Consider the following 15,939-nt stretch of genomic DNA (forward strand, 5'->3'; position numbering starts at 1 on the left):
CTTGTTGAAGGAAACGATCCATCACCGTGGGGATCCCTAGTTTCCTTACGCCACCGTTCGGTTTCGGGATTTCGACTCGACGGACAGGCTTCGGGAAATAAGACCCTTCTATGATCTCATTTCGAATGGAAGTCCAGTTTTCATGAAGATGGAGGCGTAGGGATTTTACGTCCATTTCATCCACACCGTAACTTCCTTTATTCTTTTCCACTCGTTCGAGTGCTTGTATTAAGTTTTCACGGGATAGAATTCGTTCCAACATCGTATCAATCTCCTACGTGAATCATCGGTTCTTCTTATGTGACGCGCTCTCTCCACCCTCTCTTCGTGTCCCCAGCGAGATTCATCGCTTCCTCCACGAAGGAGGTTCTTCGTTTTCTGTTTCATCAAGATGCGTGTATGCGAAGGGATGATTCTCCTTACGTGATTCAGCCCTTCCCCTCTTGTCTAGACCAAGCGGGTACTATGGCTTCTGCTGACTTCTGACCGTTCAGCTTGCACTCTTATGCAAGGTTACGACATGCGTGTCGCGTATCAGTCAGATCTCCCAGGGTAAGTACACATTCTTCCCCTCCATGTCTCCTCTTCATTTACTCGGTAGACCCTTTGGCAGTCTGGACTTTGATTTGTTAGGCAATCTCACCCAAGTCTACCTAGCCTTATATGAAGTTCGTGTTCCTAGGAGCGGAGGTTTGCCGCCGACTTCCTTCAGATTCTGGGTCACCCCAGACACCCTTGTCTTAAGCTAACTGTTACGACTGCCTTCACAGTTCGGGACTTGAACCCTAGAGAATATGCGCATGCCTGGCACACCTAAAGAAAATAAGCTGCCCCTTAGGCAGCTTATTCAGTAGCAGGTGAATCTTTATGACGCATTTGCGGGAACAATAGCACATCACGTATGGACGGTGAGTTTGTCAAAAGCATGACCAATCGATCGATGCCAATTCCTAACCCACCGGTTGGCGGCATCCCATACTCTAATGATTCAACGAAATCCTCATCCATCATATGAGCTTCATCGTCCCCTTGCTCCCGCTCAACTAATTGTTGTTCAAAACGGTGACGTTGATCAATCGGATCATTAAGTTCAGAGAAGGCATTTGCATGCTCTCGTCCTACGATAAATAATTCAAATCGATCGGTAAAGCGAGGATCATCAGGATTTTTCTTTGCCAATGGCGAGATCGCAACAGGGTGTCCGTAAACGAATGTTGGTTGAATGAGCTTTTCTTCCACAAAGTGCTCAAAGAACTCGTTTACGACGTGCCCATACGTCATCGTCTCTTTTACAGGAACGTTGTGCTCCTTAGCCAAAGCACGCGCTTCCTCGTCACTCATCTCGTTCCAAAAGTCTACACCTGTCTCTTCCTTAATGGCCTCCACCATGTGGACACGTCGCCACTTCGGCTCCATGTTCACTTCATACTCACCATAAGTAATTGTCGTCGTCCCCAGTACATCTTTGGCGATATGAGCGATCAGTTGTTCTGTCAATTCCATAATATCGTTATAATCCGCATATGCTTCATAAAGCTCAATCATAGTAAATTCCGGATTATGCCTGGTTGACACACCTTCATTACGAAACACTCGACCAATTTCATAGACTTTTTCCATCCCACCAACAATAAGCCGTTTCAAATGTAGCTCAATCGCAATCCGCATATACAATGTCATATCGAGCGCATTATGGTGAGTAACAAACGGACGAGCCGATGCCCCACCTGGAATGGAGTGCATGGTCGGGGTTTCCACCTCTAAATATCCACGGTCATCTAAGTAACGACGCATCGATTGTAAAATTTTACTACGCAAGACAAACGTATCACGAACTTCAGGGTTCACAATGAGGTCAAGGTAACGTTGGCGATAGCGCTGCTCCACATCTTTTAAGCCATGATATTTATCTGGGAGAGGGCGCAATGACTTCGTCAATAGTTGAAAGTCTTGTACTTTAACCGATAGTTCCCCTACTTTCGTCTTAAAAGCAACACCTTTGACGCCCACGATGTCGCCAATATCGATTGACGTAAACAAATCGTATGACTTGTCGCCTACTGCATCCTTACGTACATAAATTTGTATTTGCCCTGTTAAATCCTGAATATGAGCAAAGCCCGCTTTTCCTTTTCCACGCTTCGTCATCACTCGTCCTGCAAGCACGACCTCATGCGTTTCTTCTTCTAATTCTTCTTTTGACTTCGCGTCATATTTTTCTTTCATAGACTGGGCAGTATCGGTACGCTCAAACTTCCCACCAAATGGATTTGCCCCTTCGGCTTCTAAATTTTGCAATTTCTCTCGGCGCACAGCCAAGAGGTCATTTAATCCGAGCTCTTCGCTCATCTCAAAATCAGCTCCTAAGCTTTTCATATTTAGACTCTCTATGTAAAAAGGCTGCCTTCTAGAAGAAGAAGGCGCACTCGAGTCACGCTCCCCTAGAGACAAGCCTTTCTATCAAACCACACTCGCACTTTTCTCCGCCATTTTTGCCTCTAACTCTTCAATATAGGCATAAAGGGTTGAGGATACATCCTCCCGAGTTTCAAATTGATTAATTTGATCGCGGATTTTCCCATTCCCGCGCAAGCCTTTCAAATACCAAGCAGCATGCTTTCTCATTTCACGAACCGCTACGTTTTCGCCTTTAAGCTTAATCAGGCGATCCAAATGAATCATGCATACATCAATTTTCTCACGCGGCGTAGGATCTGGGAGTAACTCCCCTGTTTCCAAGTAATGGATCGTCCGATAAAGCATCCAAGGGTTTCCTAGTGCTGCACGCCCGATCATCACTCCATCAACACCAATTTCATCAAGCATGCGCTTCGCATCTTGCGGCGTCTTCACATCCCCGTTTCCAATAACGGGAATACCTACGGCTTGTTTGACTTCACGAATGATATTCCAGTCAGCTGTTCCTTCGTACATTTGCACACGCGTCCGTCCGTGGACAGCAACCGCTGCACCACCTGCACGTTCAACTGCTTGAGCATTTTCGACTGCATAGATATGCTCTTCATCCCAACCGATCCGCATCTTAACCGTAACAGGTTTATCGACCTCATCAACAACGGCTGAAACCATATCATAAATTTTGTTTGGATCAAGTAACCAACGAGCACCCGCATCACATTTTGTAATTTTCGGCACTGGACACCCCATATTGATGTCAATAATATCGGCATTTGTGTTCTTATCCACGAACTTGGCCGCTTCGACAAGGGTTTCCTTTTCTCCGCCAAAAATTTGCAAACTCAACGGTTTTTCCCGCTCATCTACATACAGCATGCTCAATGACTTTTCGTTTTTATGAAGAATGGCTTTATCGCTCACCATTTCTGCACAGACTAGTCCTGCTCCAAACTCCTTGGCAATCAAACGAAACGCAGGGTTACATACCCCTGCCATCGGTGCTAAGACCACTTGATTTTTCATTTCGATTGGACCAATTTTAAGCATGATGATTCACCTCCTAGTTCTTTTCTTTTTCTGTTTGCGGAAGCAACTCGTCTTCCGATATATTTAAAACTGAAACAACTCGTTCAATTAACTGACGATTAGGTGTTCGAGTGCCTCTCTCTACTTCTCCTAACACGGACACGGAGACTCCAATCGCTTGGGCAAATCGCTCCTGCGTATAGCCCTTTAGCTTTCGAAACGCCCGTATACGCTGGCCCCAGTTTCCTGTTTCCATAACGTCACACCTTCTTTATCTTTTAACTCTCTGACAACCTGTTCAATCGTTTTGCCAGAAGGAGCAACAATCGATGGATTTAATTCCATTAAAGGAATGAGAACAAACGCCCGTTCCCACATGCGCGGGTGAGGGATAATTAAGTTCTCCATCTCTCTATTTTCTTGATCATAGAGGAGAATGTCAAGGTCTAACGTGCGAGGCCCCCATCGAATATGGCGCTCACGCCCACAATAACGCTCTATCTTTTGCGTTACTTCTAGCAATTGTTCCACCGGAAGAGACGTAGACACTTCAACAACCATATTTAGGAATGGGCTTTGATCCGTATACCCAACCGGATCCGTTTCATAGATAGAGGAACAGCATGTAACCGTAACCTTATCGTGTTCAGCTAACTGTTGGATCGCTTCTTCTAAAAAACGCGAACGATCGCCGATGTTTGATCCAAGCGCAATGTAACACTGCTTTTCCATTTATTTAGACCTCGTAATTTCAACAGCTACAGAGTCATAGTGACCAGGGATCGGTGGATCTGGCTTCGTCACTGTAACGGTGACGAATTGCAAAGGCTCAAAGGAAGCAAGGAGCTTTGCTGCAATCGTTTCCGCAACGGACTCCACAAGTTTATACGGCTCCCCTTCTACAACTTCTTTCGTGATTTTGTATACATCGGCATAGTTGATCGTATGAACGAGAGCGTCTGATTCCCCCGCACGTTTTAAATCGAGCTCTAACGTCAAGTCGACGTAGAACCGTTGGCCAAGCTTATTCTCTTCTGCATAGACCCCATGATACCCGTAAAACTCCATCCGATTCATATAAATCTTATCCACCGATATCACGCCCTTTCCCCATCATCGCATCCATCATTTTTGCCATTCGACTCATTTCTTTTACATCATGAACTCGAACAATATTGCAGCCTTTGGCAATCCCATAACAGACAGTAGCTCCCGTTCCTTCAACCCGATCGTCCACAGGTAAATGAAGCGTCTTCGCGATGAGGGATTTTCGCGACGTACCGAGCAGAACTGGATATGGGAGCGCAGTTAACTCATCCAGTCGACGCATCGCCTCCAAATTGTGCTCATATGTTTTTGCAAAGCCAATTCCCGGATCTAATATAATGTTCTCATCTTTCACGCCTGCTTGTTTACACAAAGAGATGCTTTCCTCTAGGTCAGCGATCATCTCGGCCATCAAGTCTGTATAATCCTCATTGTCTCGATTATGCATTAAAATAATCGGTACCCCGTATTTAGCGGCAACGTGAGCCATACTAGGGTCGGCTTTTGCTCCCCATACGTCATTGATGATCGAAGCACCTGCTTTGATCGCTTTCTCGGCTACTTCTGCCTTGTACGTGTCGATTGAAATCGGTACATCGACCTGCGCTGAAACAGCTTCAATCACAGGGATCACACGGTTAAGTTCTTCGCCCACTTCCACTTTCGTATGCCCTGGGCGCGTAGATTCGCCGCCGATGTCAATTAGATCAGCGCCGTCGGTGATCATTTGCTTCGCGTGACGGACAGCCGCTTCAACATCAACGTATCTCCCTCCATCTGAAAAAGAATCAGGTGTTACATTAAGAATTCCCATAATGTACGTTCGATCCGAGAATTGTAACGGATTCAATCGCGTTTTATTTGCAAGTGTTGTTGACATCCTGTTTTCCCTCCTTTATCTCGTTCTTGGACCATAGTTTTGTGCAGTATTTCTGATAGCTTTTTCTCAAACTCATAATCACCGCTTCATCTTGGTTAAATTCAGCTTGTCCAACGGAAGTGAGAGTCACGATTTCTTGAATGGAATTTGTAATAAACGCCCCATCCGCTTTCAGTAATGCTTCTTTAGGGTAGCGCCCTTCCCGCCACGGAATCCCTTGCTTATCACATAAGGTGAGAACAAATTGCCGAGTGATGCCATTCAAGATTCCTGTATCAACAGAAGGCGTGTACACGACCCCGTTTTTTACCCAAAACACGTTCGAAGTCAGCCCTTCCGCTAACACGCCATCCTCTGTTAAAAAGATCCCTTCCGTTTGTGGGTCCTTTGCCACCTCACGCTTTCCAAGAACGTTGTTCAGAAAGTGGTGTGACTTAAGTCGTCGATCTCCTTCAGGGGTATTCCTTCTTAGCTCCAGCAATGTCCCCGTTTTTCGCGTCGATAGCCCTTGTGGCAATGACTTCATGTAGATGATGACTGTCGGCTCTTTATAAGTGTCCGTGTACAGCCCAATCGGACCCGGACCAGCAGAGACGTTCCAGCGAATATAAGCATTTCTCACACCATTTTTATTACAAAGCGTGGCAAGCTGGTGTAAAACGTGAGACCGATTATACGTCCAATCAATCGCAAGGGCGCGTAGCCCCTCCTCTAAACGGACAAAATGGTCATCCAATAAAAATGGATGACCTTCATAAAGTCGAAACGTTTCAAAAAGACCGAGACCATACATGTAACCGTGATCGAAAGGCGAGATGATCGCCTCCTCTTCCTTGACAAGTTTGTCATTAACGTACATGTACATCGTTTGTTTCCTTCCCGTACGTTTCGATAAAGTTACGCAACAGTCGTTTGCCCGCATCGGTCATAATCGATTCTGGGTGAAACTGCACCCCTTCAATTGAAAGCTCCTTATGACGAATCGCCATGATCTCCCCTTCAGCCGTTTCAGCTGAAATCTCGAAGCAATCCGGTAACGTTTCGCGTTTCACAATTAATGAATGATAACGCGTTGCAGTAAAAGGATTCGCCACCTCTTTAAAAATGGTTTTGCCATCGTGTGTCACTTCAGACGTTTTTCCGTGCATGAGCCGCTCCGCACGAATGACGTCACCGCCAAATGCTTGGGCGATCGATTGATGACCTAAACAAACACCAAAAATCGGGAGCTTCCCTGCGAATGCGCGGATCGCATCAAGGCTAACCCCCGCTTCATTCGGGCTACAAGGCCCCGGTGAAATCATCAAAAAGTCTGGTGACATTTGCTCAATCTCTTCCACCGATACCTCATCATTCCGCTTAACAACAAGCTCATGACCCATCTCGCCCAAATATTGCACTAAGTTGTAGGTAAACGAATCGTAATTATCAATCATTAAAATCATCGTAATTCCTCCTCAGCTCTACTTTTCTATTCTTTGCTTTTGCTCGTCTATACTCTGGTCGTACGCCCGCCATAATGCTTTTGCTTTCTTCAATGATTCCTTATATTCATAGCGAGGATTGGAGTCAATGACCACACCCGCTCCCGCTTGAACATACGCCATCTCATCTTTACACAACATTGTGCGAATGACAATGTTCAGTTCCATATCACCATTATAACCAATCCAGCCAATTGAACCCGTATAAATTCCTCTACGAACCGGCTCTAGCTCTTCAATGATTTCCATCGTTCGTACTTTAGGCGCACCCGTTATCGTCCCGCCTGGGAACGTAGCGCGGATCGCATCAAATGCATCAAGCCCCTCTTTTAACACCCCTCGTACGTTGGAAACAATGTGCATGACATGGGAGTATTTTTCCACAACCATAAGCTCGTTCACTTCAACCGAACCGTATTCACTTACACGCCCGAGGTCGTTTCGCTCTAAATCGACGAGCATCACATGTTCGGCCCGCTCTTTTTCATTTGACAATAATGTCTGAACGAGAGCTTCATCCTCATCAGCCGTTGCCCCGCGAGAACGGGTACCGGCAATCGGACGAGTGCTTAACTTCCGGCCATCTTTTTTGATTAACAACTCTGGAGAACCGCTAACAAGCTGGAAATCTGGAGTGTGCAAATAACTCATATAGGGCGAAGGATTGATCTGACGTAACGCCTCATAAATCGATAATGGAGTTGTCCTTAAAGGGCGTCCTTCGCGAACGGATAAGTTCACTTGGAACACATCCCCTGCCGCAATGTACTCTCGCACTCTCTCTACAGCTTTTGCGAACGTCTCTTCGCTAAACGAATGGACCTTCTCCCCTTCTGTTTCCAAATAAGAAGTTGCAACTTCTTCGTCCAAGCTGACCGGCTGCTTCCATGTCGCTTCGTAATGTCTTAGCTTTTGCTCCGATAAGTCTTGTTCACTGGCGTCCCCATGAACAAAGATCCACGCAACCTTTTTTTCATGATCATAAATAAACACATCATCAAAAATAAGAAAATATAAGTCCGGAAGATTCAAGTCATCTTGAGCGATAGTTGGCAACCGCTCAATTTCACGGACAAGGTCATAACTGAAAAAGCCAATCGCACCTCCCTGAAATGGGGGAGCACCTGGTAACGTTTCAGCTTGATACGAGGCAAGTGCGTCGCGCATTAAATCTAATAAAGCTCCTTGCCGTTTCACGACTTCATTTTCTGTCGTAACGATTAATGTATCTTTCTTGCCTTCAAGAACCATGACCGGCTCAAGTCCGACCATGCTGTATCGTCCACCCCTACCGCTCTCCAACAATACGTGCCGCTCCCGATCCCTTGATTGCTTTTTATAGCGGCGAAAAAACTGGCTCTCCTCCATCGGAAAGGAAGTGGCGCAAACCGTTCGTTTCGTCTCTTGCTTTCCTTGCTGCAACAACCTCACTCCTGCCATTTATCGTTCTCTCTATTTTACATGAACTGCATAGATGAGGAAAGTTGAAGACGTTGGCAAAAACGAATAGTGCTTAGAAAAACATGGCGAACCACTATTGGTGGAAGCAATCTTTTTCCTACACTTCCTTCCTTTATCGATTTCTTAAATTGCAAATCAGAAGCACCTACTCACGAGATTTTCCTGAAATAGAAAAAGGCAGCTCCGCCACTGGAACTGCCTCTAATTATTAGTCCTCAAATTGATAAAGAGGTGTGCTCAAGTAGCGCTCTCCATTTGATGGGATGACGGCTACTACTTTTTTACCTGGCCCAAGCTTTTCAGCCACTTGCAACGCTGCATAAATCGCTGCACCAGAAGAAATTCCTCCAAGGATTCCTTCTTCTTTCGCTGCACGACGAGCGTATTCAAATGCTTGTTCTGTTGAAACTTTTATGACTTCATCATAGATGTCTGTATCAAGGATTTTCGGCACAAATCCGGCACCAATTCCTTGAATTTTATGAGGCCCTGGGTTTCCACCAGATAATACTGGAGAATCTGCAGGCTCAACAGCTGCAATGTGCAAGTTCGGGAAGTTTTCTTTTAGCAATCCACCTGCACCTGTAATCGTTCCACCTGTTCCAATTCCAGATACGAAGCCATCAAGCTGACCGTCCACCTGCTCAAGAAGCTCACGACCTGTCGTTTCACGGTGAATTTCTGGGTTCGCTTCATTTTCAAATTGTTGTGGCATGAAGTACCCATTTTCTTGGGCAAGCTCTGTTGCTTTACGAATCGCTCCTCCCATTCCTTCAGGGCCAGGAGTTAGAACAAGCTCTGCACCGTATGCACGCAGCAAGTTCCGGCGCTCTAAACTCATCGTCTCAGGCATGACAAGTTTTGTTTTATACCCTTTTGCAGCAGCAACCATCGCAAGGCCGATCCCAGTATTTCCAGAAGTAGGCTCAACGATTGTATCATCAGGCTTTAAAGCCCCAGACTTTTCTGCAGCTTCAATCATCGCAAGTGCAATACGATCTTTTACGCTGCTTCCAGGGTTAAAAAATTCAAGCTTTAAGTAAACATCGGCATGTTTGTCAGAAACGAGTCGATTTAATTTTACTAACGGCGTTTGACCGATCAAATCGGTAATGGAGTTTGCCACTCTCATAATAAAGCCCCCTAATCCCAAGTAAATTTATTGGTTTTATTAAGTTTGATGGTATCAAAGATTTTCAGATAAGTCAATAAAAATCATCGTATGTACTGGAAAAAGGCTTGGACAATTTGCTCAACAAAAAACAGCGGCGCTTTCTTTAAACGTCGCTGCTTTGCTATGCCCTTTAGGCTTCTTCGTATAACGTCTCCAGCTCTTCTTTGGAAAAGAGATAGACTTCATTACAAAAATGACAGGTTGTCTCAGCCCCACCATCTTCTTCAATCATTGCGCGGATTTCATCTTTCCCAAGACTAATGATCGCGCGGGCAATCCGCTCTTTTGAACATTGACATGCAAACTCGATCGGCATCTTTTCGAGGATTTTCACATTGTCATCCCCCAATAGAGCAGCAAGTATCTCTTCTGGTGGCATTCCTGCCTCAACTAGCTTGGAAATCGGCGGTATCGTCTGCAGCCGCTTTTCAATTTCTGAAATAATAGCGTCATCTGCTCCCGGCATCAATTGCAGAACGAAACCTCCTGCTGCAAGCACGCTGTTATCAGGGTTCACAAGCACTCCTACTCCTACTGAAGATGGCGTTTGTTCAGAAGACACAAAGTAATACGTAAAGTCTTCCCCAAGCTCTCCAGAAACGAGCGGAACACTTCCTGTAAAATGGTCCCGTAAGCCGATATCCTTGACCACAGACAACGATCCGTTTGTGCCGACTGCTCGTGCCACATCCAATTTCCCGTGTTCGTTTAATTCAAAGTGAACATGGGGGTTCTTCACGTATCCACGCGTTTGTCCGTTTGCCTGACTATCAACAATGATCGCTCCTATCGGGCCATCCCCTTCAACCTTCACGGTCAGCTTGGCATCCCCTTTTAACATAGCAGCCATCATTGTGCCAGCCATCATCGTACGCCCAAGAGCTGCTGACGCTGTCGGCCACGTATCTTGACGCCTCACCGCCTCATTGACCATCTCTGTCGCTTTGAGGGCATAGGCACGCACCTTCCCTTCAAAGCCGAGCGCCTTTACTAAATAATCACCCATATCGGTTCATTCCTTTCAGACATTCTTCTTATAAATGAGTTGCAATCCTTTTAATGTTAAAAACGAATCGATTACATCAATGGTTTCCGACTCGGTTCCGATTAACTTCGCAAGCCCACCAGTTGCAATGACTTTCGGTTCACTTTCTGCTTGAGCCTTCATTCGTTTCACAACACCATCGACTTGGCTCACATACCCGTAGAAGATTCCTGATTGCATCGAATCAATCGTATTTGTCCCTACGACTTGTTTCGGCTTCGCTATTTCAATCCGTGGCAATTTTGATGCGCGATGATACAACGCTTCTGTTGAGATCATGATTCCAGGAGCAATGACTCCCCCTGCATATTGTTTTTTTTCATTAATTAAGCAATATGTTGTTGCTGTTCCAAAATCAACGACAATGGCAGGGTAGCCATATAACTCAATCGCTGCAACTGCATTAACGATTCGATCGGCCCCAACCTCTTTTGGATTGTCATACTTAATATTTAAGCCTGTCTTAATTCCAGGCCCAATAATCATAGGAGTGACATGAAAGTATTTTTTGCACATTTGCTCTAAGGAAAACATCATCGGTGGGACAACAGATGAAATGACAATGCCGTCTATGTCTTGAAACTGTAGACCTGCATGATCAAAGAGAGAACGCACTGTCATTGCATACTCATCCTCGGTCTTTTGCCTACTCGTCGCTAGCCGCCAATGATGCACTAACGTTTCATCTTGGTAGACCCCTAACACAGTATTTGTATTTCCAACATCAATGACAAGTATCATGTTTCATCACCACACATCTTTTAGTAAAACTTGGATTACCGCCAAGTCTTATGAGCGGTAGTTATGTTTTTATATACTTTAGCCTTAGCTAGAAGGCAAACTTTTCTTCAACTGAACCGTTCTTTAATCTTGATGGAACCGATTATCATTTTATATACAAAAATAATACCTATGGATATGAAAAGCCCGATGACATTCATCGGGCTTTCTAGAGACGATTATTTCTTTTCGTCATCTTCTTTTACATCTTCAGTGTTAGGCGCTGATTCTTCGCCCTCTGCTTCCTCACCTTTTTTCGAATGAATGTTCACCTTAACTTCTGAATCTTGCCCGTTCTCACGCGTTTCAGCAATCTTCTCTGCTAAGTGGTGATTATCTGGAAGCTTTCCATCATGGATCAGTGATTTGATTTGTTCGGCGTCAAGGGTTTCTAGATCTAAAAGCGTTTCAGCTACAAGGTCGAGGCTTTTCTTGTTGTCCAAAAGGATTTGCTTACAACGCTCATAGCACTCTTTAATAATTCGTTGCACTTCGAGATCAATCTCATGGGCAATCGCATCACTGTAATTTTGCTCATTTTGAATATCCCGCCCTAAGAAAACTTGACCACCAGATCCTCCTGATCCAAATTGCATCGGTCCAAGCTTTTCACTCATTCCATATTCGGTCACCATTTTACGTGCAATGCTTGTGGCTCGCTGGAAGTCATTGTGGGCTCCTGTAGACGCTTCACCGAATTGAATTTCCTCTGCTACACGTCCGCCAAGAAGTCCGACAATTTTATCGAGGAGTTCCGGCTTTGTCATAAAATAGCGGTCTTCTTTCGGAAGCATTACAGCATAGCCACCAGCAACGCCACGAGGTACGATCGTTACTTTATGCACCATATCGGCGTTTTCGAGCTTCACCCCTACGACTGTATGCCCAGCTTCATGCCACGCCACAATGTTCTTTTCCTTTTCGGAAATGACACGGCTCTTCTTCGCCGGTCCAGCAATGACACGGTCAATGGCTTCTTCAATATGAACCATGCTAATTTTCTTTTCATCTTGTCTAGCCGCAACGAGTGCGGCTTCATTTAATAAGTTCTCAAGGTCAGCCCCAGAGAATCCTGGTGTACGAGTCGCAATCGTTTTAAGATTTACGTCATCAGCAAGCGGCTTATTGCTAGCATGCACTTTTAATACTTCTTCGCGTCCTTTCACATCTGGGCGTCCGACCGTAATTTGACGATCGAAGCGTCCTGGACGGAGCAAGGCCGGGTCAAGAATGTCAGCACGGTTCGTCGCAGCGATAATAATAATTCCTTCATTAGCGCTAAAACCGTCCATTTCAACGAGCAATTGGTTCAACGTTTGCTCGCGCTCATCGTGACCACCGCCTAAACCAGCACCACGTTGACGACCTACAGCATCAATTTCATCGATAAAAATAATGCAAGGAGCGTTTTTCTTTGCGTTTTCAAACAAATCGCGGACACGGGATGCCCCTACCCCGACAAACATTTCAACGAAATCTGAACCACTTATCGAGAAGAACGGTACACCTGCTTCCCCTGCAACTGCACGAGCAAGCAACGTTTTCCCTGTTCCTGGTGGCCCGACAAGAAGTACCCCTTTAGGAATACGAGCCCCAATCGCCGAGAACTTCCGAGGGTCTTTCAGAAATTCTACAACTTCCACAAGCTCTTGTTTCTCTTCGTCAGCACCAGCTACATCCTTAAACTTCGCCTTCTTTTTATCCTCATTTACCATTTTCGCCTTGCTCTTACCGAAGTTCATGACACGGCTTCCACCGCCCTGCGCTTGGCTCAACAAGAAGAAGAATAGGATAAAAATAATGATAAACGGAATGATCCCTGTAAAGAACGTCACCCATCCGCTCGTTTCATCGGCTGGAATGACCTCAAGACCAGCGGCCTCGGAAATGGTTTCTGCCATTTGCTCAGTCGGGAGTACATAAGTTTCGAAAAACTCATCTTCATCGGCCCCGCGAAGCTGTCCACGTACGAGATACACATCCCGTTCTGGCTTTATCGACAGACTTGTAATTTCACCCGCCTCTAAATGCTGGGTAAATTCTTCAAACGTAATCTGCTTGGTTTGCGTTTGATCACCTGTAAAAAAGCTAACGATCCCAACGATTACGAGGAATATTAATAAATAAAATATCGTATTTCGGAATATCCGATTCATTCCTGACCTCCTCCCACGCACAATCAGCTTCAACTATCGTACCACAATGGTTTCATCTTTCACAAACATTAGCTTTCGTAAACTTCAGGCTTGAGAATCCCAATAAACGGAAGGTTTCGATAACGCTCGGCGTAGTCTAATCCATATCCTACTACAAACGCATCCGGTACCGTGAAGCCTGCCATATCAGGAACGAGGTCGACTTTACGTCCTTCCGGTTTGTCCAGTAGTGTCACAACCTTCACTGACTTCGCTTTTCGATAATGGAACAGTTCAATCAGATAGCTAAGTGTGAGGCCACTGTCTATAATATCTTCCACAATTAATACGTCCCGTCCTTCTACAGACGTATCCAAATCCTTAATAATTTTCACCTCTCCAGAGGAAACTGTTCCTTTACCGTAGCTAGAGACATCCATGAAATCCATTTCTAAATGAGTATCAATTCGTTTCGTTAAATCACCCATAAATGGCATGGCACCTTTTAATACGCCAATGACGAGGGGAAATTTCCCTTCATATTCTTCGGTAATCTGTTTGCCTAGCTCGACGATTTTTGCTTGAATCTCTTCCTCTGTTATCAAGATCTCTTGAATCTCATCTCTCATCTTCAACGCAAAAAACTCCTTTTTATACTCTCGTGACTTTAAACGTAGTCCTCCAAGCGAACATCCTTGGGGGTAAAGGTAACTTGGAAATCCTGTTTATGTTTCTGTGAAGGGTGATTGTATAACCCAGGCACGGATACAATCTCTGAGGATTGATTGAAAACAAGAGGCCAGCGATCCCTTACCTCTCTCTCCACTTTTTTGTCAATAAACAGGCGACTGACTTTTTTCGTTCCTACGGAGAGGACGATTCGATCCCCTGTTCGTCTAGATCGAACAGTAAGTGGAAAGTCACTAGCAGAACACGTAAACGTAAACGGAGACACAGAGCGAGGACCACTGACCAACTGCACGACACAAAATCGACCAAAAGGGGTAGAAACTTGGCCCTCACCTTCTATTACTACTGGGTAAACAGGAACTGGTTGCTTTTCGCCTGACGCCCTCACCCACCGAATTTGTCCGTAAACCCTCTCGACGGTTATTCCCATCGGTAAGTGTAGCTTCGTCCCTGTTACATCGTTCCGAATTAACGTTTCGATTCGCTCTATATGTATGAACCCATTAGCTGGAGAATCATTTGTATAAAGATATTTTAATATTAGATGAATCATCCTCCTTTGTAAAGGGAGACCCACGTTAAGAAAGGCGTCACGATCAATTGTCACGAGATGTTCATCTTTATGCAATAAAACGTCAGCTAATGCATTTTCCGCTAAATCAAGAAGGAAGCACTCGTCCTCCTCCTTCCATTCACTGATCCGCCTAAAATGTAGATGAGCATTTGGGTTTTCTCCCCGAATGAAAGGAATGATTGTGTGCCGAAAACGATTTCGGGTATAGCTAGAGGCATTATTTGAAGGATCTCGCTTGGGTTCAATATTCACTTCTTTACAATAGTGCTCAATTTGTCCTTTAGTTATTCCTAAAAACGGACGGACAATCAGAACATCCCCAACTTCTCGCCTAACTGGAATCCCACCTCGACTTAGAGGAAACGTTCCACGCACCTGCTTCATTAATATTGTTTCGATTTGGTCATCGCCATGATGGCCCGTCGCAATAAAGGCAGCACCATGCTTTTTGGCTTCAGCTTCCAGCCATTTATAACGAAGCTCTCGTGCCGTTACTTGAACCCCCTCACCGCTCATTTCCATTCTTTCCTTTACAGGCAGACGCGCACTCGTAAACAGAATGCCGTGGCTGAGGCAAAACTGATGGACAAATGTCTCTTCCTCATCAGCTTCCTGTCGTAGTTGATGGTTACCGTGAGCCGCCATTACCGTAATGCCAAGCTGCTCTCGGTGAGAAAATAAGAAGTGGAGCAAAGCCATCGAATCAGGCCCTCCTGATACTGCTACGATCACGAGCCCTCCAGAAGCAAACAGTCGGTGCTCCTCAATAAAATTAAGAACGTCCTGTTTCATAGCGCTGGCCGATGCCTCCTTTTCTATATGAAAACACTGCCAATGCAAACACAAGCCCTGCGGCAATAGCACCTGCTTGTAGCATTGTTTCAATGCCTAGTTCTAGTCCGAGCAAATAATCGCCTTCCACGAAGGCTAACATCGTAAAGTAAGCCCGACTCCCAGGCACAAGGGGGATAATGCCAGGAATGCTAAACGTGGTGACAGGGACCTTATAGTACTTTGCCAAGAGGTGCGAGATCGCTGCACTTGCTAAGGAGGCGGCTGCAGTCGCCACGATCGGCGATGCACCGTATATGGGAAGTAAGGAAAACACTAGCCAGGAGTTAGCGCCAATAAATCCTCCGATCCAAAGGACTTGTTTTGGTACATTAAATAGAATCCCGAAGGCAACGGTAGCGATAAACACAAAGAAAAGCTCAATAACAAGCAC

At 45.3% G+C, this 15,939-nt stretch carries 16 protein-coding genes and 1 pseudogene; all 17 read right to left on the reverse strand.

Annotated features, from left to right (window positions below):
* Positions 1 to 262 (reverse strand): annotated as a pseudogene (locus E2L07_RS07425) (group II intron reverse transcriptase/maturase); the annotation flags it as partial.
* Between the two features lie 581 nt (positions 263 to 843).
* A complete protein-coding gene (gene lysS / locus E2L07_RS07435) occupies positions 844 to 2,349 on the reverse strand; it encodes a lysine--tRNA ligase (RefSeq protein WP_053432343.1) in 1,506 nt (501 codons plus the stop codon).
* A 111-nt stretch (positions 2,350 to 2,460) separates the two neighbouring features.
* A complete protein-coding gene (gene dusB, locus E2L07_RS07440) occupies positions 2,461 to 3,465 on the reverse strand; it encodes a tRNA dihydrouridine synthase DusB (RefSeq protein ID WP_053432316.1) in 1,005 nt (334 codons plus the stop codon).
* Positions 3,466 to 3,478: 13 nt separating this feature from the next.
* Entirely contained in the window at positions 3,479 to 3,700 is a 222-nt protein-coding gene (locus E2L07_RS07445) for a helix-turn-helix domain-containing protein (protein WP_010896280.1), read from the reverse strand.
* Entirely contained in the window at positions 3,652 to 4,176 is a 525-nt protein-coding gene (gene folK / locus E2L07_RS07450) for a 2-amino-4-hydroxy-6-hydroxymethyldihydropteridine diphosphokinase (RefSeq protein ID WP_010896279.1), read from the reverse strand. The genes E2L07_RS07445 and folK overlap by 49 nt, the downstream gene beginning before the upstream one ends.
* On the reverse strand, positions 4,177 to 4,521 hold the full coding sequence (gene folB / locus E2L07_RS07455; protein ID WP_407901393.1) for a dihydroneopterin aldolase: 345 nt from the start codon (positions 4,519 to 4,521) through the stop codon (positions 4,177 to 4,179). It abuts the gene before it with no gap.
* A 7-nt stretch (positions 4,522 to 4,528) separates the two neighbouring features.
* Positions 4,529 to 5,371, reverse strand: coding sequence for a dihydropteroate synthase (gene folP / locus E2L07_RS07460; protein ID WP_053432318.1), 843 nt, complete (start codon positions 5,369 to 5,371; stop codon positions 4,529 to 4,531).
* The gene (gene pabC, locus E2L07_RS07465) at positions 5,349 to 6,236 is read right to left on the reverse strand and encodes an aminodeoxychorismate lyase (protein ID WP_053432319.1); all 888 of its coding nucleotides are present in this window, start codon (positions 6,234 to 6,236) and stop codon (positions 5,349 to 5,351) included. Before pabC ends, folP begins: the two co-directional genes overlap by 23 nt.
* On the reverse strand, positions 6,220 to 6,816 hold the full coding sequence (pabA, locus tag E2L07_RS07470) for an aminodeoxychorismate/anthranilate synthase component II (protein ID WP_053432320.1): 597 nt from the start codon (positions 6,814 to 6,816) through the stop codon (positions 6,220 to 6,222). Before pabA ends, pabC begins: the two co-directional genes overlap by 17 nt.
* An 18-nt stretch (positions 6,817 to 6,834) precedes the next feature.
* Positions 6,835 to 8,295, reverse strand: coding sequence for an anthranilate synthase component I family protein (locus E2L07_RS07475; protein ID WP_053432321.1), 1,461 nt, complete (start codon positions 8,293 to 8,295; stop codon positions 6,835 to 6,837).
* A 229-nt stretch (positions 8,296 to 8,524) separates the two neighbouring features.
* The gene (cysK, locus tag E2L07_RS07480) at positions 8,525 to 9,448 is read right to left on the reverse strand and encodes a cysteine synthase A (protein WP_010896272.1); all 924 of its coding nucleotides are present in this window, start codon (positions 9,446 to 9,448) and stop codon (positions 8,525 to 8,527) included.
* 172 nt (positions 9,449 to 9,620) lie between these two features.
* Positions 9,621 to 10,496 (reverse strand): Hsp33 family molecular chaperone HslO, encoded by an 876-nt coding sequence (hslO, locus tag E2L07_RS07485; protein ID WP_010896271.1) that lies wholly within the window; start codon positions 10,494 to 10,496, stop codon positions 9,621 to 9,623.
* A 15-nt stretch (positions 10,497 to 10,511) separates the two neighbouring features.
* Positions 10,512 to 11,276: a type III pantothenate kinase gene (locus E2L07_RS07490; protein ID WP_010896270.1), complete on the reverse strand. Its 765-nt coding sequence runs from the start codon at positions 11,274 to 11,276 to the stop codon at positions 10,512 to 10,514.
* Positions 11,277 to 11,494: 218 nt separating this feature from the next.
* The gene (gene ftsH, locus E2L07_RS07495; RefSeq protein ID WP_134229266.1) at positions 11,495 to 13,471 is read right to left on the reverse strand and encodes an ATP-dependent zinc metalloprotease FtsH; all 1,977 of its coding nucleotides are present in this window, start codon (positions 13,469 to 13,471) and stop codon (positions 11,495 to 11,497) included.
* A gap of 68 nt (positions 13,472 to 13,539) precedes the next feature.
* Positions 13,540 to 14,079, reverse strand: coding sequence for a hypoxanthine phosphoribosyltransferase (hpt, locus tag E2L07_RS07500; RefSeq protein WP_010896268.1), 540 nt, complete (start codon positions 14,077 to 14,079; stop codon positions 13,540 to 13,542).
* Positions 14,080 to 14,117: 38 nt separating this feature from the next.
* Positions 14,118 to 15,506 carry a tRNA lysidine(34) synthetase TilS gene (tilS, locus tag E2L07_RS07505; RefSeq protein ID WP_053432323.1) on the reverse strand — a complete coding sequence of 463 codons (1,389 nt, stop codon included), beginning with the start codon at positions 15,504 to 15,506 and terminating at the stop codon, positions 14,118 to 14,120.
* Entirely contained in the window at positions 15,487 to 15,939 is a 453-nt protein-coding gene (locus E2L07_RS07510; RefSeq protein ID WP_134229267.1) for a threonine/serine exporter family protein, read from the reverse strand. The genes tilS and E2L07_RS07510 overlap by 20 nt, the downstream gene beginning before the upstream one ends.

It is taken from the genome of Halalkalibacterium halodurans (assembly GCF_004376175.1).
Lineage (GTDB): Bacteria > Bacillota > Bacilli > Bacillales > Bacillaceae_D > Halalkalibacterium > Halalkalibacterium halodurans.

What these genes read in the sequence shown, in the direction of transcription:
- lysS (WP_053432343.1), bottom strand. Translation starts at nt 2,349, where the DNA reads ATGAGCGAAGAGCTCGGATTAAATGACCTCTTGGCTGTGCGCCGAGAG.
- hpt (WP_010896268.1), bottom strand. Translation starts at nt 14,079, where the DNA reads ATGAGAGATGAGATTCAAGAGATCTTGATAACAGAGGAAGAGATTCAA.
- tilS (WP_053432323.1), bottom strand. Translation starts at nt 15,506, where the DNA reads ATGAAACAGGACGTTCTTAATTTTATTGAGGAGCACCGACTGTTTGCT.
- E2L07_RS07490 (WP_010896270.1), bottom strand. Translation starts at nt 11,276, where the DNA reads ATGATACTTGTCATTGATGTTGGAAATACAAATACTGTGTTAGGGGTC.
- dusB (WP_053432316.1), bottom strand. Translation starts at nt 3,465, where the DNA reads ATGCTTAAAATTGGTCCAATCGAAATGAAAAATCAAGTGGTCTTAGCA.
- folK (WP_010896279.1), bottom strand. Translation starts at nt 4,176, where the DNA reads ATGGAAAAGCAGTGTTACATTGCGCTTGGATCAAACATCGGCGATCGT.
- folP (WP_053432318.1), bottom strand. Translation starts at nt 5,371, where the DNA reads ATGTCAACAACACTTGCAAATAAAACGCGATTGAATCCGTTACAATTC.
- pabC (WP_053432319.1), bottom strand. Translation starts at nt 6,236, where the DNA reads ATGTACATGTACGTTAATGACAAACTTGTCAAGGAAGAGGAGGCGATC.
- folB (WP_407901393.1), bottom strand. Translation starts at nt 4,521, where the DNA reads ATGAATCGGATGGAGTTTTACGGGTATCATGGGGTCTATGCAGAAGAG.
- E2L07_RS07445 (WP_010896280.1), bottom strand. Translation starts at nt 3,700, where the DNA reads ATGGAAACAGGAAACTGGGGCCAGCGTATACGGGCGTTTCGAAAGCTA.
- cysK (WP_010896272.1), bottom strand. Translation starts at nt 9,448, where the DNA reads ATGAGAGTGGCAAACTCCATTACCGATTTGATCGGTCAAACGCCGTTA.
- pabA (WP_053432320.1), bottom strand. Translation starts at nt 6,816, where the DNA reads ATGATTTTAATGATTGATAATTACGATTCGTTTACCTACAACTTAGTG.
- ftsH (WP_134229266.1), bottom strand. Translation starts at nt 13,471, where the DNA reads ATGAATCGGATATTCCGAAATACGATATTTTATTTATTAATATTCCTC.
- hslO (WP_010896271.1), bottom strand. Translation starts at nt 10,496, where the DNA reads ATGGGTGATTATTTAGTAAAGGCGCTCGGCTTTGAAGGGAAGGTGCGT.
- E2L07_RS07475 (WP_053432321.1), bottom strand. Translation starts at nt 8,295, where the DNA reads ATGGCAGGAGTGAGGTTGTTGCAGCAAGGAAAGCAAGAGACGAAACGA.